At 55.7% G+C, this 23,387-nt stretch carries 32 protein-coding genes and 1 pseudogene; 11 read left to right on the plus strand and 22 right to left on the minus strand.

The window, feature by feature from the left end; all coding sequences use genetic code 11:
- Window positions 1-266: 266 nt before the first annotated feature.
- The 10 genes from ACP7E4_RS15240 to ACP7E4_RS15285 all read right to left on the minus strand — a co-directional run bounded on the left by ACP7E4_RS15240 (window position 267) and on the right by ACP7E4_RS15285 (window position 5,281).
- Window positions 267-461 (minus strand): helix-turn-helix transcriptional regulator, encoded by a 195-nt coding sequence (locus tag ACP7E4_RS15240; RefSeq protein ID WP_426115967.1) that lies wholly within the window; start codon window positions 459-461, stop codon window positions 267-269.
- 39 nt (window positions 462-500) lie between these two features.
- Window positions 501-773: a pyocin activator PrtN family protein gene (locus tag ACP7E4_RS15245; protein WP_426115965.1), complete on the minus strand. Its 273-nt coding sequence runs from the start codon at window positions 771-773 to the stop codon at window positions 501-503.
- A 46-nt stretch (window positions 774-819) separates the two neighbouring features.
- Window positions 820-1,029, minus strand: coding sequence for a DNA-binding protein (locus tag ACP7E4_RS15250; RefSeq protein WP_426115986.1), 210 nt, complete (start codon window positions 1,027-1,029; stop codon window positions 820-822).
- A 209-nt stretch (window positions 1,030-1,238) separates the two neighbouring features.
- Entirely contained in the window at window positions 1,239-1,481 is a 243-nt protein-coding gene (locus ACP7E4_RS15255) for a hypothetical protein (protein WP_426115963.1), read from the minus strand.
- Between the two features lie 70 nt (window positions 1,482-1,551).
- On the minus strand, window positions 1,552-1,737 hold the full coding sequence (locus tag ACP7E4_RS15260) for a DUF3606 domain-containing protein (protein WP_426115961.1): 186 nt from the start codon (window positions 1,735-1,737) through the stop codon (window positions 1,552-1,554).
- 344 nt (window positions 1,738-2,081) lie between these two features.
- Complete coding sequence (locus tag ACP7E4_RS15265) at window positions 2,082-3,065, minus strand: P63C domain-containing protein (RefSeq protein ID WP_426115959.1); 984 nt, start codon at window positions 3,063-3,065, stop codon at window positions 2,082-2,084.
- A gap of 74 nt (window positions 3,066-3,139) precedes the next feature.
- On the minus strand, window positions 3,140-3,403 hold the full coding sequence (locus ACP7E4_RS15270; RefSeq protein WP_426115957.1) for a hypothetical protein: 264 nt from the start codon (window positions 3,401-3,403) through the stop codon (window positions 3,140-3,142).
- A gap of 56 nt (window positions 3,404-3,459) precedes the next feature.
- Window positions 3,460-3,684 carry a hypothetical protein gene (locus tag ACP7E4_RS15275; protein WP_426115955.1) on the minus strand — a complete coding sequence of 75 codons (225 nt, stop codon included), beginning with the start codon at window positions 3,682-3,684 and terminating at the stop codon, window positions 3,460-3,462.
- Between the two features lie 39 nt (window positions 3,685-3,723).
- A complete protein-coding gene (locus ACP7E4_RS15280; RefSeq protein ID WP_426115953.1) occupies window positions 3,724-3,963 on the minus strand; it encodes a hypothetical protein in 240 nt (79 codons plus the stop codon).
- 778 nt (window positions 3,964-4,741) lie between these two features.
- Complete coding sequence (locus tag ACP7E4_RS15285; protein ID WP_426115951.1) at window positions 4,742-5,281, minus strand: DUF4224 domain-containing protein; 540 nt, start codon at window positions 5,279-5,281, stop codon at window positions 4,742-4,744.
- Window positions 5,282-5,601: 320 nt separating this feature from the next.
- On the opposite strand from ACP7E4_RS15285, the gene ACP7E4_RS15290 reads away from it, so the two are divergent.
- From ACP7E4_RS15290 to ACP7E4_RS15310, 5 genes are all read left to right on the plus strand, one after another.
- Window positions 5,602-5,826 (plus strand): hypothetical protein, encoded by a 225-nt coding sequence (locus ACP7E4_RS15290; RefSeq protein WP_426115949.1) that lies wholly within the window; start codon window positions 5,602-5,604, stop codon window positions 5,824-5,826.
- A gap of 150 nt (window positions 5,827-5,976) precedes the next feature.
- On the plus strand, window positions 5,977-6,288 hold the full coding sequence (locus ACP7E4_RS15295; RefSeq protein ID WP_426115947.1) for a hypothetical protein: 312 nt from the start codon (window positions 5,977-5,979) through the stop codon (window positions 6,286-6,288).
- Window positions 6,285-6,518: a hypothetical protein gene (locus tag ACP7E4_RS15300; protein ID WP_426115945.1), complete on the plus strand. Its 234-nt coding sequence runs from the start codon at window positions 6,285-6,287 to the stop codon at window positions 6,516-6,518. Before ACP7E4_RS15295 ends, ACP7E4_RS15300 begins: the two co-directional genes overlap by 4 nt.
- Window positions 6,515-6,811 carry a hypothetical protein gene (locus tag ACP7E4_RS15305; protein ID WP_426115943.1) on the plus strand — a complete coding sequence of 99 codons (297 nt, stop codon included), beginning with the start codon at window positions 6,515-6,517 and terminating at the stop codon, window positions 6,809-6,811. The genes ACP7E4_RS15300 and ACP7E4_RS15305 overlap by 4 nt, the downstream gene beginning before the upstream one ends.
- Window positions 6,808-7,122 (plus strand): hypothetical protein, encoded by a 315-nt coding sequence (locus ACP7E4_RS15310; protein ID WP_426115941.1) that lies wholly within the window; start codon window positions 6,808-6,810, stop codon window positions 7,120-7,122. The genes ACP7E4_RS15305 and ACP7E4_RS15310 overlap by 4 nt, the downstream gene beginning before the upstream one ends.
- 481 nt (window positions 7,123-7,603) lie before the next feature.
- On the opposite strand, the gene ACP7E4_RS15315 is transcribed toward ACP7E4_RS15310, so the two are convergent.
- The 5 genes from ACP7E4_RS15315 to ACP7E4_RS15335 form a co-directional block, all read right to left on the minus strand.
- Window positions 7,604-7,822, minus strand: a complete 219-nt coding sequence (locus ACP7E4_RS15315) for a hypothetical protein (protein WP_426115939.1) — start codon at window positions 7,820-7,822, stop codon at window positions 7,604-7,606.
- Window positions 7,823-8,005: 183 nt separating this feature from the next.
- The gene (locus ACP7E4_RS15320) at window positions 8,006-8,260 is read right to left on the minus strand and encodes a helix-turn-helix transcriptional regulator (RefSeq protein ID WP_426224895.1); all 255 of its coding nucleotides are present in this window, start codon (window positions 8,258-8,260) and stop codon (window positions 8,006-8,008) included.
- Window positions 8,224-8,523, minus strand: coding sequence for a pyocin activator PrtN family protein (locus tag ACP7E4_RS15325; protein WP_426115935.1), 300 nt, complete (start codon window positions 8,521-8,523; stop codon window positions 8,224-8,226). Before ACP7E4_RS15325 ends, ACP7E4_RS15320 begins: the two co-directional genes overlap by 37 nt.
- A gap of 82 nt (window positions 8,524-8,605) precedes the next feature.
- Window positions 8,606-9,142, minus strand: a complete 537-nt coding sequence (locus tag ACP7E4_RS15330; RefSeq protein WP_426115933.1) for a helix-turn-helix domain-containing protein — start codon at window positions 9,140-9,142, stop codon at window positions 8,606-8,608.
- Between the two features lie 215 nt (window positions 9,143-9,357).
- A complete protein-coding gene (locus tag ACP7E4_RS15335; RefSeq protein WP_426115931.1) occupies window positions 9,358-9,600 on the minus strand; it encodes a hypothetical protein in 243 nt (80 codons plus the stop codon).
- 113 nt (window positions 9,601-9,713) lie between these two features.
- Here ACP7E4_RS15335 and ACP7E4_RS15340 point away from each other — a divergent pair.
- The 3 genes and pseudogenes from ACP7E4_RS15340 to ACP7E4_RS15350 form a co-directional block, all read left to right on the plus strand.
- A pseudogene (locus ACP7E4_RS15340) lies at window positions 9,714-9,980 on the plus strand (IS66 family transposase); the annotation flags it as partial.
- An 843-nt stretch (window positions 9,981-10,823) separates the two neighbouring features.
- Window positions 10,824-11,306, plus strand: a complete 483-nt coding sequence (locus tag ACP7E4_RS15345; protein ID WP_426115929.1) for a hypothetical protein — start codon at window positions 10,824-10,826, stop codon at window positions 11,304-11,306.
- Between the two features lie 1,077 nt (window positions 11,307-12,383).
- Complete coding sequence (locus ACP7E4_RS15350; RefSeq protein WP_426115927.1) at window positions 12,384-12,785, plus strand: hypothetical protein; 402 nt, start codon at window positions 12,384-12,386, stop codon at window positions 12,783-12,785.
- Between the two features lie 58 nt (window positions 12,786-12,843).
- On the opposite strand, the gene ACP7E4_RS15355 is transcribed toward ACP7E4_RS15350, so the two are convergent.
- The 3 genes from ACP7E4_RS15355 to ACP7E4_RS15365 all read right to left on the minus strand — a co-directional run bounded on the left by ACP7E4_RS15355 (window position 12,844) and on the right by ACP7E4_RS15365 (window position 15,323).
- Window positions 12,844-13,464 carry a recombinase family protein gene (locus ACP7E4_RS15355; protein WP_426115925.1) on the minus strand — a complete coding sequence of 207 codons (621 nt, stop codon included), beginning with the start codon at window positions 13,462-13,464 and terminating at the stop codon, window positions 12,844-12,846.
- A gap of 239 nt (window positions 13,465-13,703) precedes the next feature.
- Window positions 13,704-14,366 carry a DUF4145 domain-containing protein gene (locus tag ACP7E4_RS15360; protein ID WP_426115923.1) on the minus strand — a complete coding sequence of 221 codons (663 nt, stop codon included), beginning with the start codon at window positions 14,364-14,366 and terminating at the stop codon, window positions 13,704-13,706.
- Between the two features lie 357 nt (window positions 14,367-14,723).
- Window positions 14,724-15,323 carry a hypothetical protein gene (locus tag ACP7E4_RS15365; protein ID WP_426115921.1) on the minus strand — a complete coding sequence of 200 codons (600 nt, stop codon included), beginning with the start codon at window positions 15,321-15,323 and terminating at the stop codon, window positions 14,724-14,726.
- Window positions 15,324-15,355: 32 nt separating this feature from the next.
- Between ACP7E4_RS15365 and ACP7E4_RS15370 the strand changes: the two genes are divergently transcribed.
- Together ACP7E4_RS15370 and ACP7E4_RS15375 are read left to right on the plus strand one after the other, a co-directional pair.
- Complete coding sequence (locus ACP7E4_RS15370) at window positions 15,356-15,577, plus strand: hypothetical protein (RefSeq protein ID WP_426115919.1); 222 nt, start codon at window positions 15,356-15,358, stop codon at window positions 15,575-15,577.
- Window positions 15,578-15,706: 129 nt separating this feature from the next.
- Window positions 15,707-15,997, plus strand: a complete 291-nt coding sequence (locus tag ACP7E4_RS15375; protein ID WP_426115917.1) for a hypothetical protein — start codon at window positions 15,707-15,709, stop codon at window positions 15,995-15,997.
- A gap of 31 nt (window positions 15,998-16,028) precedes the next feature.
- On the opposite strand, the gene ACP7E4_RS15380 is transcribed toward ACP7E4_RS15375, so the two are convergent.
- Window positions 16,029-18,326: a hypothetical protein gene (locus tag ACP7E4_RS15380; protein WP_426115915.1), complete on the minus strand. Its 2,298-nt coding sequence runs from the start codon at window positions 18,324-18,326 to the stop codon at window positions 16,029-16,031.
- Window positions 18,326-20,155 (minus strand): hypothetical protein, encoded by a 1,830-nt coding sequence (locus ACP7E4_RS15385; protein ID WP_426115913.1) that lies wholly within the window; start codon window positions 20,153-20,155, stop codon window positions 18,326-18,328. Before ACP7E4_RS15385 ends, ACP7E4_RS15380 begins: the two co-directional genes overlap by 1 nt.
- A 659-nt stretch (window positions 20,156-20,814) precedes the next feature.
- Between ACP7E4_RS15385 and ACP7E4_RS15390 the strand changes: the two genes are divergently transcribed.
- Window positions 20,815-21,474, plus strand: a complete 660-nt coding sequence (locus ACP7E4_RS15390) for a DUF4145 domain-containing protein (protein WP_426115911.1) — start codon at window positions 20,815-20,817, stop codon at window positions 21,472-21,474.
- A 478-nt stretch (window positions 21,475-21,952) separates the two neighbouring features.
- Here ACP7E4_RS15390 and ACP7E4_RS15395 read toward each other — a convergent pair whose 3' ends face one another.
- Window positions 21,953-22,864, minus strand: a complete 912-nt coding sequence (locus ACP7E4_RS15395) for a hypothetical protein (protein ID WP_426115909.1) — start codon at window positions 22,862-22,864, stop codon at window positions 21,953-21,955.
- Between the two features lie 122 nt (window positions 22,865-22,986).
- Window positions 22,987-23,373, minus strand: a complete 387-nt coding sequence (locus ACP7E4_RS15400) for a hypothetical protein (protein WP_426115907.1) — start codon at window positions 23,371-23,373, stop codon at window positions 22,987-22,989.
- Between the last annotated feature and the right edge of the window lie 14 nt (window positions 23,374-23,387).

Below are 23,387 nucleotides of genomic sequence, written 5' to 3' on the forward strand. Positions count from 1 at the left end.
GGGACTTCAGACTAACAATGCAAACCTGCGTCGCTGCGCTCCGACTGCCCGGCCGGATGAGCGTGGAACGGGTGGCCGGATGTTGGTGGACTGGGTGGCCAGATGGCGTGGAATGCGCAACCATATTGACCAGCAAAACCGAGTGAACAACCCAGATTTCTCTTAAACGTATACCTATACGTATACCAAAACCGATTTCCAATACCCGAAAGGGCACCATACTGCGGACTTGTTAATCTCGCGCTAAACCGCATCGATTCAAAGATTCAAATAGGACGAGTTGGATCAGACATCCATTTTATGATTTCCGACTCACGCCATGCTACTGAGTTGGGGCCTATCCTCACCTGCTTCGGAAATGTCCCCTGCCTGATCCGGCGATAAACCGTGTTTCGCCCAAGGCCGGTCGTGTGAAGCACCTCGTCGAGGCGCAGAAATCGATCAATGGGATTTTCGGACATTATTTCTCGCCCCCACGCTATGCCTGGCTCAAAGTCAGGCTATCGAGCCCGACGCCCCACAAGCCGATCATGCTCCGCCCTGGCTACCGCGTGCTGGGTGCCCAGATAATCGGCAAGGTCATTGACGTGGACGCCCTGCGCAGACTTCTGGCTGTTCTCCATTCGGACAATCACTAGGTCGATCAGGCCCGCCGCCACCTTCAGCTTGAGCTTCGCCGGCGTCAGATGGGTGAAGTAGTCGGCACAGATCCGCTCAAGGGGAATGATCACTTTGCCGTCGTACTGGGCTATGAGGAGGAACAGTGTTTTCATCAGGCCGAACTCCCTTCCCTGGCGCCGGGCTGTCAAAATGGCACGGTTAAAGCTCGCCGCCCATCCAGGCCTCGATAGCCTGGCGACTGTAGACTATTCGGTTGGCCGGATCGGTGCGCCAGTGCTTGCCCTCCAGCCACAGACCTCCAGAGCGATACTTGCGCGCCGCCTCGGCGCTGATGCCGAACACAGAGGGCAAAAGATCTCCTCTGAACCACGCCGCCGAAAAGGAATGCTCAGCTATCGGCTCAGCCACACGCTGCCTGTTTTGCTGGGCCGGCTCGTTGATTTCAACCCACTGCGAAAGATCCTGGATGGCGCCGGTAAGAGCTGCCTGTTTTTCAGCGACCGCGCTGAGTAGCTGGGGAAGTGTTCTAGGTCGCTTCATGTGACAGCCTCTTCAAAGGATGGCGTACCCCGCAACTAATAAGCCCGCCCCAGGGGAGGCTTAGTACCAAGGGCTGATCAATCCTCGGGATCTTTTGGCTCTTCAGGCCTCCAGCGCTGGATCAACTCCGCCATACCCGCGACGATTGTGTCGGAATTGCTTTCCAGGATCGCTAAATAGCTACGGACACTATTGTATGTCTCTTGGCCACCCTGGCGCTCAATCCACATCCGAATCTCGTCCACGCCCGAGGCAATGGCATTGATGTTCTGATTGAAGCGCGCGAGCAGGATAGGGGTTGGATCGTCTGGCAGGGACATTGCGTTTCCTCCTCAGGAAGAGGAAAGCGTAGACGAGAATGAAACCCCGACGCGTGGCCGGGGCCTTTGATCATGCTTTCTGCATAAGCTTGATCTTTCGCTCGACGGCGGTAAGGGAAACGCCCACCGCCTTTACTGCCGACTTGATCTCATCTCTTGAGACGTTGAATTTTTGGGCCCAATATTTGAGCTCGCCAACGTCGTCAACGTTTACGCTAATGTCGTCAGTGCCTCGCACTACTTTGCGCCTATCCATATGACTCCCCTTGTCTTTCGGGAATACATGGACAGCTTAGCCGGGTAGGAGAGTGGCCGTATGGTTTTGTGAAAATTGCGTGAAATTAATGAAAAAGCCCGGCGCTTGGCCGGGCTGATCTCAGGAGCAGGTGCCACCTTTATGATGCGAGCCCGTTCCGCCCGTGGGATGCGTACCCTTGGGGCACGCTGAGGCTGAGATTGATACGATCGAAAGCAGCGCGACTAGACCAGCGATAGCTATTGTTTTCATTATTGCCTCTATGCACTGCGAAATGCCGTACTAGGTTGTCGGCAGCTAGGGGCATTCCTTGAACGAAAGCCCGGCGCTGGGCCGGGCTTACATCACGGTTTGAATAAGTCAGGTTGATCGCCGAACAGCTTGTCTACAAAGTCTTCGTATTGCTCCTTAGTGGAAGAGATACGCGCTATACCTAGCAACTGGCCGAGTTGCTGCCTGAGGGCCTTGACGCCAACGTCAGATAGGAATTGATGAAGCTTTTTGTGTCGCTCATCACTACCGGCTCGCTGAGCTTGAGTTAACTCAAGGATTCGCCCACTACTTTTCGCTAGCGGCTTGTACACCTGATTGATAGTGAGGTGCATAAATTTCCAAGGCTTGTTTCGTTCCGGTTTAGGCAATTCATAGAGACGATACCACTCAGCATAGAGCTGATCCGGAAACTCCTTCTCGTATTCTCGAGCCTCTTCACGTACAAAGAATTTAAATGCCGCTACTACCTCTTCCCTAGTAGCGTCATATCCAGAGAGCGCATACACCAAGCCGGTGATGCCGGCTTTCGCAGATGCGTTTAAAATTACGTGAGCTTGCTTGGCGATATTGAGCTGGCTGGAAAGTAATTTCCCGTCCCGCTCGGCATCAATTATGGCTTTGCAGACATCGATCAAAATAGTAACGTCATAGCCATTTACGTTGCGAGGCGGCGCGTTGTGGCCCGCCGCTGGGCCTTGAAATACAATGGGTTTATCCAATTTTTCACGTAGTTCTGGCCCAATGTAATTCGACAGCGTTTTACCGCTTACAAATCTAGGAAGCCTACTACCTCCTTCACCAAGACCTAGCGCCTCACCCATGCCACGCTGACTGATAACGGCCGTCTTTTTCTCATCTCCCAGCACGTAGCATTCAACGTCCAGCCCAAAGTCTTCTTTAAAGCTGCCTTTATGAGTTGCCTGCAGCAACGGTTCGATCTTGGCCTCAACTTGCTTAGCTTTCCTAGCTAGCGCAACTTTGACTGGTTTCGGTGTCGGTGGAGCTACTAGCTCAAGATGAGGAGCGTCGCTATCGGACTGCTTTTTCTTCGCCATATCTACTTCCCTGAATTCGCACAGACGTAATATTTAGTTTGCAATGCTATTCCTACAGATCCCTGCCGCGCCAGCTACTCAAGCCCGACCCTGACGATCCGGCCGTCCTTCGCTTCATCAGCGTACGCTGAAATCCTTCCTTGCTCGTTTTTGAGCAGCTTGCATATGCTGAGGAGGGCTGCGGCGTCATCGGAATAACCGCCAGCGTCGATGCGTAGGGCGATGCTGTCCAGCTCAACCGCAGACCACCCAAGTATTGCTCCGGAGTCTTCAAGATCGAAAAACAACTCCTGTTGAGCTGTTCTCTCCCCGTCGAGCCCCTGCATGTCGTCTGTCATTATTCTGCTGCCCTAGCTTGCCGTTCGTTATTGGCTACGAATCCGCGCTGCGCCACCTACTTAGCAGTGCCGTCACCATTGACGCCTTTGTCGGCTTGACCAGCAAGAAGCTTTAGTTGAGCGGAGGTGTAACGAATTTGCTTTATCAGGTCTGATGTTTCGGCATCCATTAACCCTTCAGCTTTCCGGAGCTTGCCCAAGCCAGCCGCAGAAAATTCAAGATCCTCTGCGAGCCTGGAAAGTTCTGAAACCATGTGTGCCCTGGCAATCTCGGTGCTCATAAAAAAGGCTCCTGATCTTATAAATGTCGTCGCGCTTCCTCAGTTGATACTGGACCGCGCCACTACTCCTGTTCTAACTTCCTTCGCGTAGGCAACGGCCGCGTCCTCGATCTCATTCAGGTCGCGCGCCATCGTAAGCAGCTTTAATGACTCATCTTCGAGCCCTGCCTCACTCAATCGAACAGCCATGCCGAGCAGGCCTACTGACGTACGACGGAGCTTCTTCGCAGCCTTGCTCAAGTCCATCCGCATATCATTCGACGGTTTGTTGATGATCACAGCTGTCTCCGGCTAGCTTGCCAGGCTAAAAGTTTATACCCCGCTAAGTCTACATCGCTGCCTTATTCACGCGTTAAGGCCAATGCAATGGACACCCAGGCCCATTTCGCGCCATCCCTGTTATGGGCGCCTAGCAGCCTAGTTACACGCCGTACCGCTTGTTACCACCTGATGTGATGCAATATCTCCCCCCCCTGGGACCGATACACACATTCCCGCCCGAACAGGCACAGGAGTACTCACGCGCAGCTGGCGCCGGGCGCTGCTTGGGTTCGGCCGGCCGTACAGGCGTAGCTAGCTGGAGTGTTGGGCTATGACAGCCCGGCCCGTTGCAGAGCGACAAGGCACTGACCCACTGCGCTGGCAGGCCGTCGGCAGAAATCCTCGCCCAAGAGGAGTTAGCGGTTCTCTCATAAATCCTCACTTTGCCACCACGGCTGACCTTCGACACGACCTTGCCCTCTGGCCTATCGCGCACATTCAAGGTGTCAGTGTTTACAAACTCCTCGGGGGCGACGGTCTGCTCAGGTAAAAGCGCAGTCGGTGAGGGGGAATACGATAGGACTGGTGACGGAGGGGTAGAGACCGACGCTGTAGGCGCCTTATGTTCTCCAGGCTTACCGAAAAGCCACAGGACAAACACCAGCGCCATCAGAGGTAGGAACCATCCTTGTTTTGATTTGGCCACGTTCGACATCCACTGTCAGAGATAGCGCACTAGACCACAAGAGTTGGCCATCCGATAGTACTCAAGGCAAGCGTGGATGTAATTACCCGCCTACACGAGCTTATAGACGTGATTTCCGGCAGGCTGCTTTCTTGGCTTCCTGACGGATTTGACTGTGGGCGGGATGTACTCTGGCCACTGATCGTCCAGCCAGGCACCGTACCTTCTTAGGCTGTACATGACACGACCGTCGATCATCGCCCAGACGTCTTTCGGGATAGTTCCGGCCAGGCGCTTCCCCTCCAATGATCGCTTGGTTAGGCCTGTCAGTTCCGCCATCAATGCCTCTGTCACCTTGTCCCAATTGGCGCAATCTTCGTGGAGTTTGGTGGAGGAATCTCCTCCGGCCGTACTTGGGCCAGAAACCACGCTGCCAGTTCCCGCGCCCAACATTTTGATGAGCGCCTCCTTAGATATCTTCGGCGCCCCATCGCCGCCGATGATGAACGGTATGGATTTGGATCTGAGCCACCGGGCTTGAGCCACTGATTTGAATTGCCCAGTTAGGTCAATGATATCCGCAGGACTGAGGAAAAAAGGCGTTAAGGAACTGTCCATATTTGCAATCTCTGAGCTGGTGTCTAGCAGCATGGTAGGTCGCCCTTAAGCGCTTCACCACCTCCCCACTCAGATGCAAAAGTTCGCGAAGATCGCCAGGCACAAGATGTACGCATAGCTGCTCAGGTCCAGAAGTGCGCCTAGAACACTTCTACGATCTGCTCGCAAAATGGCCTGATTTCAAATCGCACCCTTCTGGATTTCAAATCCGGATCTTCGCTGGATCTAGAATCCGAGCAAGACTGAGTCGACTATCTGAATTTGGGGTATTCAATTATTTTTCACCCCCTAGTTGCGTGACTAGTCACGAAGGTATACCTTCACTCCATCGTAACTAGTAACAGGGAGGACGGATGATAGACGAAAACAAGGCCCCTCGGTCGGCAGCAGCCAGACAGCGGGACTACAAGGAGCGTCAAAGAGCAGCAGGCTACAAGCTCACGGCGCTATGGATTAACACGATATCGCAGGACGAGGGAAAGCAGGCGGCACGGGACGGTAAACCACTCAAGCCGATGGCGTCGAAAGACCCCTTAAGCTGGGCGGCCGGTTGGATCAGCGAGAAGGGTAAGCAGTAGATGGCTCAGAAGTGAGCCATGGTCGGATTTGAAATCCAGCCAAGATGTAAGCAGTAGAAGTCCGATATTCGGACATCAAACGAAATGTGCCAGGCCACTGCGCTAACAGTGGCCCGGCGACCACACAGCACTGTCTTTGGGAGTAGTGCCATGCAGAACCAACAGAATACCATTTGCCTGTTAAACGTGGCCGGGGAAATCCTGGGCACCATGAAGGTTTCGGCCTCGATCAAACTGGTCGACCTGACTCCGCTGAAAGCCCTAGGTGCGGCGCGCGTTGAATTGCTACCCGCTGACAATACGGACGATCTGCGCGACGTTCACGAAATCCTCCTTCTGCTCAGCGCCGCGCTGTTCATCATCGCAAGCCCTGGTACCCATCCGTTTGTGTCGAAGGTGCTGGCCACCATTGCGCAGCACACAGCCATGGCCTGGGCTGACGTGATTGGGGGTGCGCAATGAACGCCACCACCGACCGCCTGAGCCTTCGCACCCGGCTGGACCGATACTCCGGCCAACAGGTAATCGACAATGAAATGCGCTTGGCAAAGGATAAGGGATTCCCGCCATATGCCGTAGGCATCGTGGTCGGAACGATAAACGCTGTCCGTGCTTTCGGCGCAATCGATGAGAGCGCTTATTTGGCAGCGTTCAGGCTGCTTGCTGCCTCAAAAACGGGGGCCGCCCAATGAGTCGCTCACTCTACCAAGTCGCTTGCACGGGCCTCGATGACCTGTACTCGGTTCAGAATGGCTTCGATAACCTGCGCGCCATTTTCACTCTGATGCTGCGAACATTTCCAGAGGATCACACTGCGAACGCATTCGCCCAGCTTGGCATTCTTGAAGTAGAAGACTGGTCGAGCATGGTTGATCAGTGGGCAGACTGCATGGACAACGAGCTTGATGCTTTCGCGGCTGAAAGGCAGGCGTATCTCGTGAAGATCCGCCGACGTGTTGCGCTCCAAATAGGGGCCGCGAAATGAGCATGATGAACTGGAAAGACCTGTTGCTCGGCATGGAATCAATCAACGCTATGGAGCCCGATCACTTGGAGGCCGTGCGACAAGCGTCGGATAACCACATGCACATCCTGGCTCACGGCATATCAGGACTGGGTAGTCTGCTGGCCTGCGCAGCGGACAATGATGACACTGGGCTGAACACGGAGGCTGTAACCAATGTCGGCTGGATGCTCGAGAGCCTTGGCATCCTGATCAGCAACCTGTCCGACACGGCCGTGCATGCGGAGCGTCAGATCAAAGCGAGGAAGGGCAAAACTACGAAAAGTCCGTAGTATCAAAGGTCGCCGGCCTGCCCACCCTCGGGAAAATTTTCGCTAGGGTTCTGCGCGGCGGCATTAGCGGCGACGTCCCGCGCGCCACCTTTTGGTAACTCCGAAAATTTTCCGGGCTTCGGCGGCATCGCGCTTCACGACACCATCTAGAGATGTCCTGAGTTTTGAGGACAACTTTTTTTCGTTACTACCCTGATATTGGGTAGTTCCCCAGATCTGGGGAGGTGCCCCGAAAATTTGGGGCACCTATCCGGCATCAGTTTGAGGCTGGGCCGACATTGCGGCTCAGTGAGACGATTTGGTCTCACTAAGACTACCAATTTTGGTAATTTCGACGGCGCTCAGCGGGATGGTCCAATCCTGGGTCATCCGGTAATTACGCGATCGGTACCGAGCGTGGCGGAAACGCCACACAGTGTTGAATTCAACACACTGTGTTGATTTCTACACGGTGGCGGGTATGGCGCCCTAGCACACGCAATCAGCACTCGCCGGCGTATACAAGGTCCTCGAGATATGCCAGCGCCTCTTTGCGGCACCGCTCGGAAATGCATGGTGCCTGCTCAATCACCCGTCGGCAGCCTTCAATACTCTGGACCGCAAGCGCAAGTATCAGGTGGTTACTCAGCAGTCTTTCCTCTGTGAGCTCCTCCCGTAGCATATCCATTGGGGTCAAATACTCCTGCTCTGGCTTGCTCATTCCAGTCTCCAGACAATGGAAAAGGGAAATCATAGACGGGCAGCAGCACTGACTCTGCCGGACGGACAAATGGCCGTCGTGAATCTTTGAGCGCGCAGCGGCCTCACTGTATCCCGACTCGCCGGAGAACTTCCTAATTGTCAGATAGCGCATCTCCCGCTCCGCATTGGCGTGTAGGTTCGCTCACTGTGCGGGGCTGCGAGAGGACGCAATCTTGGAGCGACTCCAATCCGATACCTCTGACCTTATCCACGCGACTGAATTAGCGCCAAGCTTTATTTGGCAGGGGAACTGACCACTGGCTAGCATTCTGTAAATGGTGGTGTGGCTTACTCCAGTTAGCCTCAATACTTCGGGTAAACGAATGAATTCGATAGGCTGCTCATCAGGATGTGCCCTCATCACCCTTTCCTCCCTACGTCTGCGTCCGACGTACATATTCGGCCCATCAGACGATCATGCTCCGCCCTGGCTACCGCGTGCTGGGTGTCCAGATAATCGGCAAGGTCATTGACGTGGACGCCCTGCGCAGACTTCTGGCTGTTCTCCATTCGGACAATCACTAGGTCGATCAGGCCCGCCGCCACCTTCAGCTTGAGCTTCGCCGGCGTCAGATGGGTGAAGTAGTCGGCACAGATCCGCTCAAGGGGAATGATCACTTTGCCGTCGTACTGGGCCATGAGCAAGAAAATTGTTTTCATCGGAAAAGGCAATCTTCAACACACTGGGCTAGTCAGAAAGCGACTGACAAATGACCACGGATAGAGACTCCCACCGCGCCACTCATACTTGAGCCCCAGGCTCATCCGGGCCTCGCTGATCACTTAGCCTGCCAGCCAACACTTCAGCAATAATCGCCGCATTGCCATTCAGGGCCTTCAAGGAGGCATCGACCCAAGACGGGACATTGTCGTATCCCTGGGCCTCTGCAACGGTAACGAGGTACTTAAGCGCTGCGATTACGGTCAGCTGGTTCTGACAGAAGATTTCGAGTTGGCGCGCTAACTGAGCCCCTTTGGCCGAGAGTTGGCTTAAAAGCTCGGACTGACTGAGATACACGTTGAAAACAGAATCTAGTGGCTCCGCCACGCCGTCGTGGTCTGGAGGTCCCGAAGGCGGCACCGGTTTCCCTGTTAGGACGTAAATTACGTCAACGCCAGCTGTCAGGATTTTCGCTAAATAGTCAGCTCGTGGTGATCTCTTATCCAGTTCGTAGGCGCCTTGAGCGTTAACTTTAACCCCGCCCACGCGGCCGAGTTCACGCTGGGTCAACCCGATCCGAACTCGCTCTTGCTTTAGCCTCATGCCGATCGTCGACATTGATCGTTCCTTTTGTGATCGCGTCTAACCCGTGTGACAACTCAGCGACCAGCTTTACAAAAATACTTTCAATCAAACATCGGATGCTCACGGCGATGTTCAGACATGAGGAACTTCAAGGGGAGCACTCATCCCCAATAAACAGCACCTCCACGCCTCAGTATGGTCGTGAATCGAAAAGCTCGCCGCTCGCTGGCTTACTCAAAACCCTAGCGTCACACTCCTTCGGTTGGTATGGCGTGAGCGATTCGCATGATTAAATCGCTCATACCCTCAGCGATGTCATCTGCGTTGTCCTCAATTACGGCCAAGTAGCCGCGGATGTTATGCGCAGTCTCTCCGTCATCATGCGTCACAATCCACATCCGGATTTCGTCGATAGCAGAGCCTAGAGCGTTGATGTTTTGGTTGAGCCGTACGAGCAAAGCGGCGGTCGGATCGCGGGGTAAGGCAGACATGACGTTTCCTCCATAGAAGAGGAAAGCTTAGGACATTGGCATCAGCAGAGACGGCTATCTGACGAATCACAACCAAGAAAAAGCCCGCGATGGGGATCAACGGTATGCGTCCGGCGATCAGCAGAACACTTGATTACACCCTCAAACGCTGGGTAGCGCTGTCGCGCTACCTAGATGACGGGGCCGTACCCATAGACAACAATTGGGCCGAAAACCAAATCAGGCCATGGGCTCTTGGGCGCAAGAACTGGCTCTTCGCCGGATCACTGCGCAGTGGAAAACGGGCGGCGGCGATCATGAGTTTGATCCAGTCTGCCCGGCTAAATGATCATGACCGGTATGCTTACTTGAAAGATGTTCTCATGCGCCTGCCGACGTAGCTGGCGAATGAGATTACTGCGTTGTTGCCGCATAACTGGACGCGCGCTTAACTACAGAGGTGTGTTGGGCGTGGGCGGATGCTTACCCCATGCGGAACGAAGCAGGTGCTCTGACAGCGAAATCCCAATCAACGAGTTCAGCAGTTCGTAGAACGTATTCAGTAATTCATCGCCATATATCGTGGCCGTATCGATATTCTGCTGCTCAAGCAAACATCTAAGCCGAGCAAAATCGTCATCAACGCGTTCATGCGTTTTGTTAAGGCAGGGATTAAGCGAGGTGCAAAGATGGAGACTGCGTCTGTAGAGCGCACAAAACTCTCCCTGGCCGATCATAGGGGTCAGGATTGCACTAATTTCTCTCAGCGTTGCCACGACTGCTTCGGCAATTCTCGCAGCGCTCGGATTTTCACCGGATCGCTGCGCCGTCGAGACCACAATCTTATGGCTCCCGTCGCTCTCCATGGGCATGTGTCACGTAGTGGTGCGAGAACCCCGATCGTACACCTTATCTGCTGCGCAGCGGGGTTGTTTCCAGCATTAACTCCATCAGAGTGGGGGCTAGTGACACGACACATCGCGACCTAGATGGGCAGGTGCCGGTGAATACCCACCCGCGTTGGCGGCGGCGGAGCACCTCTATTTGGTTGGTCAGATAAGCAGTCTCAGTGAGACCATATCGGCTCAGTGAGACTATCAATGCTGGTAATTCCGATGCTCGCGGCTTGGGCGAAAGCGTCCCGAACTCAGGCTACCTCGGTAACCAGGCGCACGATCATAACTGCTGTATGAACTCGGCCGCCGCTACCGGCACCGCTAAAGACCTACCACATGGAGTGAAGCATGGAAGAAAATAAGCAATTTGCGGTCTACAGCGACTTCAGAGAAGGTTTCCTGATCGGCGTCGGACCAAGCTTGTGGCACTACGATGCAGAATGCGCGATTAGGTTTGAAACCGAGAAAGAGGCCCGCACAGCGGCCTCACGCAGGCAGGCCGATATGGCCGTTGCTGTGCGGCTGACCGAGCTGGATGGAAAGGTGGAGTTCGAGCCGTTGCCCAAGCTGGAAAAAGCTCCGCCAGGGACGTGGATTGTGACGATCACATACGCCAAAGCACCCGGAAAACTCTTCTACCTCGTCAGCGGCGGTAAAACGGTGAAAATGTCGACATCACCTGAAGATGCCAAAGGCTACAAATTTGAGCGGGACGCAAGGAAGGCTGTCGAAGCGATTAACAAAGGTGAGCAGCTTCAGGCGCAAACCCAGCAGAAGACAGGCCAAGTGCTGAGTTTTACGGCCGCCAACGATCTTCGACTTACTCAATGAGTATCCACGGCAATAAGATGTAAAACGCGGATACCAGCTGGTATGCCACATTGTGCGCCGGACCTCGAAAGATGGATGAGGGTAACGGTCAGCCAACGCAGCGGGCGGCAAAGGGTTTAATACCTGGCTGACCGGCCGGGCACTCAAGCCGCGACTGCGTGATTTTAGAACAGGAGCCACGCAGGCCATGAACGAAACGACCGAGGGCTTGCGCGCATCACGGGGTGGGGGAATGAATCAAGATCGTGTACAGCGAGAAACCCTATACGCCGAAGTGTGGGAGACCCCCATGCTCAAGCTCGCCCCGAAATACGGCGTATCCGCAGTCTTCCTACGCCGGGTCTGCGTCAGCTTGGACATACCATGCCCGCCGCGAGGCTATTGGGCGAAAAGGCATGCAGGCCGAAAGCCAAAGATACCTCCACTCCCGAAACTAAAACCTGGCGGTTATTTCGAATGGAGAAAAGGCGATCGGTTAATTGGGGGGAACGCTATTGAACCGACTGAACCAGAGCCCAAAAATGACCGGGCCCGCCGCACTCAGGTAATGGCATCGCTCTCCTCATTTACCAGTGGAAGAGTTGCTGGTGACAGCTATCTGAAACCCTTTAAGCGAAATTTGCCCGACTTCGTAGTTACGGAAAGCTCTTTAAAGCGGGCCGCAACGCTCCTCTTAAAGCTTGCTGGTGCCTTTCGCGGGCTTAATCACCGAGTATCCGTGGCATGCGGCGAACCTGGGTATACGCGCAAAGAGTTAGGGGTGGAAGGTGGCAGACTGAAGCGGTCAGCATTGGAAACCGACGTTTGGAGACCGGGAAGGCCGACATTGGTCTTTATCGGCGAAACCGCGATCGGCCTTACTATTTATGAGCAGACAGTCGACCGAGATATGGTTTATCTGGATGGCCAGTACGTGCCGGTAAAGGAAGCCAAAGTGATGAAACCAGGGCTATGGGACCGGAGAACCAAAACATTTTATCGCGTAAGCAGTCACCGCGTGGCCTCCAAGCGGCTGTGTCTGAGGCCTACAGCCCTTTTTATCGAGTCGAGTGGTCGGAGACTTGGACCGAGGACAACGTGAGCCTGGGTAAGCAGGTTGACGTCATTGTGTCGTCGTTATGCGCCCAGGCAGAGGCACTGGCATCACAGGTTTCGGCAGCGAACCGGCAGGCGGAAGAGGAGCAGAAGCAGTGGGAGCGACAACGTGTGATTGCACACGAAGAGTACCAGCGGTCGCTGATCAAGCAGGCTCGTGAAGACTCGCTTCGTAATTTGCTGAAGATAATCGACAGGTGGAGTGAAGATAGGCGGCTCCATGACTTTTTCGAAGACATTACGACTCGCGCGGGCGACATGAGCGACGAAGCACGAGAAGAGATTTTGTTGAAAGTGCAGGAGGCGAAGAATCTGCGTGCGAGCAGTGACAGTATCGGCTCGCTGCTGGCATGGGAAGCGCCGCCACCGAAACCCCCAGAATAGATAGCGCGATGATGTTCTTACCTTTTTAAGCTAAGCACGCGACTTCAGTTATCCCAGTCTAGGGAGTATTCGCCAGTTCCCGAATTCTAAGCACTGTCGTTGTTGAGCAATCGGCGTGCCGGGCAGCAGCCCGGATACCAAGCCCGGCCTTCAGCAACTCCTTCACTCGCTTATGGAGATCGGCGTCAACCGGCCTCCCCTGATACTTCCCCTCAGCCTTGGCCTTCTCAATCCCTTGCGCCTGGCGCTCACGTCGCTGCTCGTAATCCTTGCGGGCAATTGCCGCCATCATTTCTACAAGCATTGAGTTGATAGCGCCCAGCATCCGCCCGGTGAACTCGTCGCCTTGGGTATCCTGCATTCCCTGGTGACTAGTTGGCAGATCGAGCGCAACGATCCGCAGCCCCTTGGAGTCGATAGCAGCCTTTAGTTTCTGCCAGTCATCCACAGGCAAGCGGGATAGCCGGTCGATTGACTCAACCAGAAGTACGTCCCCCTTACGCGCGTCTTTTAGCAGGCGGAGCAGCTCTGGCCGATCCGCAGCCGCGCCACTGACATTCTCCAGGTACACGCTGGCGATGCCCTTGTTGTGGTCGTCGGCGAACTGCTCAAGCGCTGCTTGGGCGCGGCTGGCGTCTTGCTCTTCGGTTGATGCTCGGAGGTATGCGCGGATGAACATGATGGGTGCCTGTATCAGTTAGGGCGTTTCACTAATACTGTTGCACTATGGGTGTTACTTATCAAGCGAAAAACCTGAAAAAGGCAAAATGAGCCTGTATCTGGATAGGCATACCCTGTGCGCACTGATCATTTACCACCCGCTCGTGATTTCGACGGCAGCCCTACCGATAATCCTGACCGTCTTTGGCGAGAGGCGTCCTCTGGCTCAGATTGGAGCGCTTTTCTATGAACTGCTGATCACCTCAAGGTCGTAGCAAGGAAGCGCTCAACCTCATCGATCATCCCTTTTACGTCTCCGGTGTCAAATTCGTCCTTCTTACCGTGCGCGGCGCTATTGCGGATGGCCGCCATTGCGGTGATGCGTTTTTGCTGTAGCGAGTTATAGGCGCCAGCCTTGGCTAAGTCGTCGTTCATTTTGTTGAGACCGGCAGCGCTGATGCCGTTGTCGGCGCAGAGATTTATAAGGCTCGTCTCCAAAACAACGCCAGCGATAACAGCTGACGCAGACGCATACCCAGCAGCAAGCAGCCCGCTTGCCTGCTCAAGCTCGCTTGTGAAGACATCCGCTTGTACGAGATTACGGAGTGAGTTCAGGTAACCACCCTCGAAATCTTCTTTCGCCGCCAGAAAAACAGCTCTCATCCGTTCAAAACGAGCAATGCCGACATCGAACATTTGGTTTCCATCGGCTTCAGTGAACCGTTGCAGGTAACTAGATTCTTTACCGCAAACCCTTTCCAGCAGTGCTCTGACCTTAACTGACCAATTCAGAGTTGATTCCGGAGCCAGGTACTCTGTCTGAAAGCCTCTTCTTGGGTGCCCCGTCATAGTGGTGGCGTTTTGCAGTTGAATTAGCTGTTTCTCCAACTCGACGAAGCGCTTCTCAAACAATGTTGTCACTTTGAATTCCCTATGCTTGGATCGCCGAATAGTGTCCTAAGGCCATTACAAGTTCAAGATCACATTTTTAAGCTCACTTAGGCTCCGCACTGACTCATCGCTTCGGCTTTGCGGGCGATTAGAAGGCCGGGGCCGGCGAGAACTTAACTTTGGTGCGCTGGGGCAGCTCAAGATCATTTCGCGCACCTTTGACTGCGCGATAAATGGTGCGCGAAGAAGCGCGCGAAACCGGTGGCGCCGCTTGCCCTATTCTGGTGTTTTCGCGGATACATGCATGGATACCGTGGCCTGGGTACCACCGTGTAGAAATCAACACAGTGTGTTGAATTCAACACTAAGTGGCGGATCGGCCCCTCATCAGGCACCAGCCAGCAGTCGCGCCAAGCGATCCTCGTAGGGCTCTTCAAGTGAGCCCTCCCCCATGCCGTAAGCCTGGCGTTGCAGAGCGATCAGCGTTCTAGAGATATCCGCTAGCTCCTTCATAGATTTCATTCTGGATGGAAGGCTCGACATTTTCGCCGCCAGTTCTAGCGCGTCGGCGCCGTCCACATCATCACCTTTGAGCCTTTTAACCAGGTCAGCGACGTCACCACGCAAGTCAGTGACCGATTCCAGTTCATCCATCAGCTTGTCAGCCAATGCCAAGCAGCGACCAATATGATTGCGCTGACCTATCTGCGTGTCTGCGATAAGCGTGGCCGTTGCTTCGACCTGAAGCTTTTCAGTGATGGCGGTTTCCGTGGAAACCAGTTTGGAAACTTCAGCTTTGGAAACCAACGCCTCAGCTCTTGCCTGTACTTTGGCTTTGAGATCTCGGGACCACTTAAAGGCTTTCGCCCGCTTGTTGATCGCCGTATGCGAGACGCCTTGAGCCGCGCCGATCTCCCGAACTGAGAGAACACCAATTCTGTAGGACCGTTCAATAGCTTCCCAGTCCAGTGCTGCTTTCTTGATCATGCCTCGCCCACCATTAAGTCAATCATCACCGCATGCTCCAGCAGGCCATGTACCTGTTGCGCCTCAATTCCGGGGTTAGCGCCTCCGTCCAGCTTTCCCCGCGCATCCTGCGCATCTTCACCGTCTGCCACTTCAGCCCCAGCCTGGCCGCCCATTCAGCGGCCGGGAGGGTTATGCCGTTCCGAGTGATGGGCGTTGCGCCGGCACAGACCGTGCTGCGGATCGGCATCCGGGGAATAAACTTCGCGGTTTGATCAAAGGTCGCGCCTTGCATTTCGGCCATCTCGATAGTGCAGATGGCTTAAAACTTATGTGACTAGATCCTACGCATCACCCTGTGCTAACAATGCGATGACAACTGCCGTCATGGGAAAGGACAGACCATGGATATCGCTATATGGGTCATCGCCGTACTTTTAGTTTTCGTGTGCGTCCTGCTGTCTCGAACATTGTCAGCGCTCAATCGCATCGCCACCCTCATCACCGCCGCATCCGACATGAACGACGAGAACCAGCGCCAAATTTTTTCCTGCGTGCGCCGCATCCACATGGTGGAACACATGCTGAAAGGCATTCGCAGTAAGGGCGTTACCGACGTCGAGGAAAAGGTTCATATCCTGGACGGGGATCGAAGCAAGGAAGAATCGATACGTGACGAATTTATTTCGCGGTGACCGCCCGGGTTAGCAGGCGGCCGTTATCCGTCTACGGCCGGACTATTGTCGCTGGTAGCTCGACAGCTTCGCGTTTCGGCCTTACTGCCCAGACCTTGCTTCCCTCGGGCCTGTACGCTTCGTACCCTTCCCTGATGCTTGCTTCCCGTAGCGCGGCATTCGCAGCCATCACCGTCGGGTAAAAGCCAGACGTCGCGGCCTGCTCTTCCCGCTGCTGCCTTGCGGCCCGATTGCGCGCTGGAGCGCCACGGGCGGCAGCGGCGCTTCCTGCGTATTGACCTGCGGCCACCCCACCCACTGCCGGCACAACTCCGCCGACCAGTGTTCGCGGCTGAACGCCCTTCAATGCTGACAGGCCATCGGCAGATGTGAGCGCTTTGGCGAGTATCCGGTTTGAGCGCTCGTTGATTTTCGAACCGACTGCCCGCGGCAAAGAACGCAGAAGCGTATGCATGATGCCTGTAGCCGGATTGGCACCGGCGAACCCGGCAGCTACCAAATCACCGATGACGCCATTCGCCTCGTCCATTTCCGCCTGGCGTCGAGCCGTCGCACTATTCCCTAGCGCTCTTCCGCTGAGTTTCGACACGCTAATTTCATGCTTCAGTGAGTTTTCCCAAATGGCGCGCGAAGCGTCATCCGGAAGCATTGCAGCAACTTTTGCACGGCCATTTGGCGACCGTAGGTATTTGGTGACGTCCGGCATTGCCGCCGCATCGTTGCCGATCTTGCTGATGATCGAAGAGACGGCACCGATCCTCACCGCTTCTTGTTCGGATGGGTTGAGGCGTGCAAACTCAGAGGCCCAGCGTTCCGGGGTGACCTTTCTCTCCAGGATGTCAGCCCCCCGCTCGATGCCTTCCATGTACTGGCTGTGCCCGGCGAACACCGCGCGAGCCTTCGCATAGGTCGGCGCGCTAGCGTCCATGATCCCAACCAGCTCATTCCTGATTCCGATGATGTCGCGCGCTTCGGAGCGGGCACCACTACCAAGCAGGCTTTCTATCTGTCCATCGAGATTCTGCTTAATGACGTCCAGGTCTTTGGTTTTGGGTACCGATCGCGGCGTCACGACACCATCAGCGCCAACTTCCATGAATTGACCGTCGAAGGTGCGCCCTTGGTTGGCGGCGCGACGTTGGGCATCACGATAGGCCGTTTGCATGGCTGGCCTGCCCATAAGCCCCTGCAATTGTGGAGACCACGGCACCTCTTCGGCATGGGCTGCGGCGTACAGTGGCGCAGCCTCAGCAGAGCGTTGCGCCATTGTTTGATCGATCGCGGCGTCTGCCGATCTGCTTACCCCACTCAATGACTTCACTGTATTGGTGAGTCGCTCGCCTTGTGCGGCTTGGCGGTTGGTCAGGGTGTCCGTTACCGTTGTGCGCGCCTGGCCTGGCGAATTTGCTAGTCGCTCAACCAAGCCGCGCACGTTCTCGCCGCCGGCGTCTGCTGGGATGGCGGATCCAGGCTGCTGCGTAGCCAGCTCGTCATACTGCTGGCGGAACTGCTCGGGCGTCAGATTATCGCGATCAAGCGCCTTGTTGAGCTGAGCCTGCGCCCGCATCTCTGGGGATGTAATGGCATTGGCCGCTCCACGGACACCGCCTATTACGGCCGGCAGCGCACCGCCTACGACCGCACCCAGGGCTGCGCCCTGGAGTGCTCCCGGTACCCGTTGTCCAAGATCCCCCTCCGCTGAGCCTGCGCCATAAAGGCCGCCGTACACAGCGCCAATCCCGGCCCCTTGGGTAAAGGCACGGCCGACAGTTTGACCTGCCATGGATGCCCCTCCTGTGGCCAACGCTGGAACGACGCCGCCCGCGATAGATCCCGCGACTGAGGCGTACGGGTGCTGCTCCTGCCCCGTCTTCAACTGAGCCCGCTGATTAGCGACGTTTTCGTCATACCGTTCGCGCCAGCTATCTGCCGATGAACCGTTTTCAGGAATCGAAAAGAGGGGCTGTGCGGCGGCGTCGAGACCGGCAAGGATTTCATCCTGGAGGCCAAACGTGATCCCGTCGCCTGCGCTGCGTAGAGCAGCGGTGCCCGCGCCCACGTCTTGCTCCGTGTCGCTGAACGCCTTCTCATACCAGGGTCTATCCTGCGCACCTGCAGGTGACGAGGCGCCACCCCCCATCTGCGCGGCCGGTGTAATAATCGGAGCAGCCTCCCAAGCGTTCTGCACTGGCGTCGAGGAAGCGATACCCGGCTGCGGCTGATGTACAGCATGATCCGCATCCGCACCGTCTTCATTCCAAATTCCGGCGGTCGCCTTGGGCCTTGCGGCAGCCGGCACGATGATTGGAGAGTCATCCCAAGCGGCCATTATGGCTTCCTCCGGTGGTTGCCTTGCGGATCTATAAAGTCTGCACCCGACGGCAGTCTTGCAAACTGATCGGCCGTGCTGATTGTATAAACGGGCCCGCGTTGCTGGGTTGTGGCTTGTTGCGGTTGCTGACCGTTTTCGCCTTGGGTTTGCGGGGTTCCCTGCTGGTCAGGCTGCTGTGGGTCCGGACCGAGAATGCTATCCACACTCAAGGACTTAGCACCTTGGCTAGTGCGACGGTTGTTGAGCATTGCACCCCTGAGTGAAGCGGCTCGCATATTGAGCTGGCTGATTTCCGCGAGCCGCTGCCTTACGATCCCGGGGTCTTTGATGTTGGTGACGAGCTCATTCCAGGCTCGCTGAGCGTCACCGTCAGTTTGGGTGCCCTTGTTCAACGCCAGGCTTTGATTCCTGAGCTTTTCCAAAGTCGAATTGAGGGATGCATAATTCTTGCTGTTCTCGTCACTGGCCCCTATCGCATTGCGGGAAGCGCTGACGGCGTTTTCCCACGGTCCTAGGACTAGAGCACCACTTTCGAGCTGCTTGTCGATTCTGCCTAGCTCAGAGTTCATCGAGCGAGTACCGCCAATAGCCTCGATATCAGCATCTTCATATTTCTGCAGCGAGACTGGCAGGCCGGCTTTTTTATCGCTGTCTGCTCGGTAGTTATCCGCCCGCGCGTTTGCCTGGCCAATTTGCGCCTCGTTAAGCCGCCGGCCAGCATCATCCTTGCCGGTCGGATCTAAGGCCCTACGCAAGGCAGCCTGGTCTTCAGCGGTAGCGTCTGGGCCTAACGCTGCGGCGTGCAGACTCTCTAGGCGGTTGGCTTGGCGCTGCTGCTGATCGTCGGCAACACCCTGACGACGGTTGTCGATAATTGCCTGAGAGCCGGTTACCGCATTCGCCAAACTCTGCGTCGTCGCCTTACGCTCCTCATTGAACTGAAGCTCTCTGCGCGTAACCGGCTGGGTGCTGTCACGAACAACGTTGAAATGACTGTCTCTGGTCTGAGCTGCGATGGCGTTGCGCTGACGGTCTTGATCGGCGTATGCGTCACGCAGATCGTTAGCCTTTTGGAAGCGACCCATAGCCAGCGCTGAATCACCGGCAGCGGCTTGGCTGAACGTGCCGACCCCGTCGCCAAGATTTCGCGCCGAGCCCAGTGATGCGAGGTCGGCATTCCGTCCAGGCGCCGCTCCAGTGCCCGGCATGATGTCAGCCAGCGATACAGGACGCTGAGGCGCTGCAGGCACGGTTCGGCCGCCTGGCGATAGGTCTTCAAGCGCCATGGGTTGAGCGCCTTGTCTCGGCTGCATGGTTGCTGCCTGGGCTAGTCCCTGCGGCGCATATTGGGCCAACGAAGTCACACGCTGCTCGGGCGGCAACTTCGGGGCGGTGAAGTTGGTAGCAAGGCTGTTCAGTGACGATGGCGCATTGCTGAACGAGGCTTCACCGTTGGCGCCCACACCTGCATAAATGGCTGATCGCCCATCACCGACTCCGGTTGAAAAGGCGTCGGCCAAGCTGGCGGGCTTCTCTGGCTGAGGGCTCGCTTGTAGTGGGGCTGGACCGCCGATCTGTTGGCTGGCGCGACCAACAGGCCCACCGCTTTGTGCTGCAGGGCCAGTGCCAGTCGGGGATAGGTATTTTGCTGAGGTGTTGCTTACGTCGAAACTGGTTTGTCGGGTAACTGAGCCCAAATCAGCGAGGTTCATCCGCGCACTGCGGAGTTCGCCGGTTTGCTGGCCGAGTCTTGCCTTGAGCGCCGCGCGTTGAGCCGATGTCATTCCCGCTGTTCCGATGTCGCCGTCGAGATCGCCGGTTGCCATGTATGTTTACTCCGAAAGGGTTGAGCGTTAGTCACAAGTACAGATCATGTGACTGAGGCGCTCACCGCAACCGAAGACTGAAGCAATTCAAGCCGCCAATGACGTCCCGGATCTGGGAAGCGGTCCCCCTTGATGGAGCCTAGCGAAAGCCTCATCCCAGTTTGTGCCGCGATACCGGCGCATCTTCACGGTTTGCCATTTCAGGCCACGAAGCGCCGCCCACTCCCGCGCTGGTCTGTGCTGGCCATTTATCGAAACGACGGTTGCCGCCGCACAGATGCTGTTCTGCTCAGTGTTACGCCCCATTTCCGTGTCCCATCGCTAAGTGATGTTGCTGGTATATGTGACTGAGTAAAGGTGGGAAATGTGTTGATCGAGAATAGCCTGGCTTGGTTGAATTTGAATTCCAGCTGCGGCCGACTGGTAAGCATCGCTTAAAACAGCCCATCCTGAGGGCGGACGCTATGCCAGATTTAGACCCGGCACCACGTATCCCACTCAGGCATGAGATGCCGGAATGTTTGCCGGCATCTGCATACTTTCCGGCACTTCGGATCGGAATACAGAGAGACTCCAATGTCTAATACAAACTTTCCCGGGCCGCAGCGCAGTATCAGCGGCGCACAGGGACCCCATTTCTCCGAGATAAGGAATACAGAATGACGAAGTTGTTCAGGCGGCGATTTGACGAACTCGAGCGTCAGCTTGAAGAAATCGCCGCGTCTAAGACGACGTCGGTCAGTCAGTTGACTGGTACCCAAGCAGTCTATGTCGACCAAAATGCCCTGCTAAATTGGCAAATCAAAGCAAAAACCTTACTGACGGGAGCCTGTGGGGAAGGTTCCCACCATGTGCAAAGCCTGCAGTCGGCGCGGCATACGATGATGGGCTCGAATTACGATGTGCTCAAACAAATGCGAGCGGTATTCCTAGCCGCCAAAGAGGATTTTGAAGGCGGCTATCTCAATACTTTGCGAGACCTTGTACATGCAGAGGTTTTTGGCAGCGAACTAGAGCAGGCGAGTGAGTTGCTTTCCAGTGGTTACGCAACGGCCGCTGCGGTAATTGCCGGAGTGGTGTTGGAAACCACAATCCGAAACTTGTGCACAGATCACGGCATTGATCTCGGAAAGCTCGACAAGATGAATGCGGATCTAGCGAAGTCTGGGGTCTACAATTCGATCCAACAGAAACGTATCACGGCGATGGCAGGTATTCGGAACGCCGCCGCGCACGGTGACGCAGACAGATTCAATCCTGGAGACGTCAAAGGAATGATTGATGACGTCGAGCGCTTCCTGGCGCTTAACCTTCAATGACTTTTGGTCGGCGATGACGACAGGAGTGATGTGCTCAACTAGGAGCACATCTGCTCGTATCTTTGAGACGGATTATCGGCTCGGCTGAATGAGACGTCTCGGCCCCATCGAGTTGATTCGGTTCTACTTCCGATTTTATCGGTACCGCTTCCGAGCGGTGGAAACGCCACAGAGTGGATATCAGATTGTCGGCGTCAGCCTGCCTCAAGGTGTGGTCATGTTCACCATGCCCCTGGGGCACATCACCGTGGTCGGGTGGTGTGGTGGTGGCGTTTGCGTCCTCCCGACTGGTAACCACTTTCGGCTGGTTACTTTTGGTGGTTACCGCCACCGGTTACGGCGTGCGTTGTGGCCAGCGAGATAGACAATATGTTCTCAGTGAGATCATTTGCTCTGTTTTATCCGCGCCACGATTTCTGCAATCGCGTTTCGTGGCGCGGGATTTCTGAACATTGCCGGCCGAGCAGCGAGCGGGCCGTCATCCGATTAGGTTGCACAGGATGGATTCGCTCTCCGCCATACCATCGCGCTCACTAGCGACCAAATAGCGAAACACAGCCAACGCCTCGGTCTTGTCCCGTGGGCGGATCTCTGCCAACAAGCCGAATACAAACCAATCTCGGGCTGTCGATTCGGGCGGGCCATCACTGCCGTAAATATCGACGACATTGCGGAGCCAGTAGAGATGGCTCCAGTATTTCAACTCGCAAAGACAGTCAGTCAGCGTTCTAGGCATAAGGTCTGGGCGAGCGTGAAACCTGGCCGCTACCTCGTCTTTATCGAAGTCCAGCATGCTGCCGCGCCGCTGGAGGCCGTCCATAGCTTTGATACAGAATACCTCTGCGGCAGTGTCAGCAAACAGAGAATCGCCGAAACGAGCAGCCCCTTCCACCCTCAGCGCCTGATCCCTTACTGACTTGCTTGCCAGCGCTTCCAAATCAGCGAAGCCGATGGATGAGAACGTCGCGAATGGGTTGTCTGGATTAGTAAGCCGTAAGAATGCGGTGTATCGCCCTTCAAGCTCTTTGAGAGGCGTCTTGATCTTCTTCGCAGCCTCAAGAGCGGTTGCTATTGGGCCAGGCTGTCCGGTGGCGATTACACTGCGCAGCCAAAGCAATGCGTCGACCTCCTTGTCGCCTGTGACCCGTTGCTGTGACGGCAAGACCTGGACGGCCGGCGCGGTGCTGGCGCTAACGCGGATGGTTGGAAGCGTGAACAATGCCCGGTGCTGGTCGTTGTCACGAAATGCGCCTGAGCGTGAAACCAGGGTCTTCACCGTCCCCAGCGGTAAACCCGTCATCGTGGCCACCTCCCTTAGCGAGTGGCGGCGGCGCAGATCAATTACCTGATTGCGTAAATCCTCTGAAACCCTCTGTTTCAATGCATGCACGCTGTACCCTCCGTTGCTGGTTGATCGCTATCAGACTCCCGCACCAGGTGCCGGGAGCCCCATCCTTGTCAGCTTGCGGAAAACCAGCAAACAAGGATGGGGAGAACTAGCAGGCAAGGCTGCTACAGGCTGGTGGCGGCCATTCGTTTGAATGTCGCGAGACCTTCAACTGCCGACCTGCAGCCCTCTTGTGCCTTCACCGCCGAGCCAATCAGCGTGGCTGCGGCTTCGGGATCTTTCGCCCGCTGAGCTTGGGAGAGCAGATTGTAAAACAGCGCATCCAGCGCCTCGGCGTGCCCGGCAAGCATCGCCTCAGGCCGCGCAAGGTCGCCAGCAAGGACCAGGCTGATCTGGTGCTTAATATCCTCAATGATCTCCTGCTCGCCGAGTAGCGAGTACGGTTTGATGACGCTGATAAAAACAGCTGCTTTTAGCGCCGGAGATAGATCTACCAAGGAAAGATGCTTATCTGTATGGGTATTGGCGTCTGAGTGTGTCTGGTGACTCATGATTGAACTCCTAG

It is taken from the genome of Pseudomonas sp. DSP3-2-3 (assembly GCF_049898225.1).
Classification (GTDB): domain Bacteria; phylum Pseudomonadota; class Gammaproteobacteria; order Pseudomonadales; family Pseudomonadaceae; genus Aquipseudomonas.